This is a genomic window from Psychrobacter sp. TB20-MNA-CIBAN-0197 (assembly GCF_040309765.1).
Classification (GTDB): domain Bacteria; phylum Pseudomonadota; class Gammaproteobacteria; order Pseudomonadales; family Moraxellaceae; genus Psychrobacter; species Psychrobacter submarinus.
Genome location: NZ_JBEOPC010000536.1, coordinates 1 through 275, shown reverse-complemented (window position 1 = coordinate 275; position 275 = coordinate 1). Strand labels below are relative to the sequence as shown.

At 36.4% G+C, this 275-nt stretch carries 1 pseudogene; it reads left to right on the top strand.

The window, feature by feature from the left end:
* Positions 1 to 275, top strand: a pseudogene (locus tag AAEY83_RS14845) (hypothetical protein); the annotation flags it as partial.

Below are 275 nucleotides of genomic sequence, written 5' to 3'. Positions count from 1 at the left end.
ATTAAGGCCTTATCCGTTAGCTGGTTTATTAAATAACGCCTTGATGATTGCCAGCTCACAACTAAAACAAGATAACGTACACGTAGAGCAGCCTAATTTAGATAGTGGGTTAATAGTGTGGGTTGATTCACTTAAATTTGAGCAAGTGTTGGTTAACTTAATAACTAACGCGAGCCAAGCTATGAATGGCGCAATAATACGTAAATTAAGTTTTAATGTTGAGTGCTTTGATAATCGAGTAAAACTCTCAATTTTAGATACAGGGCCTGGAATAG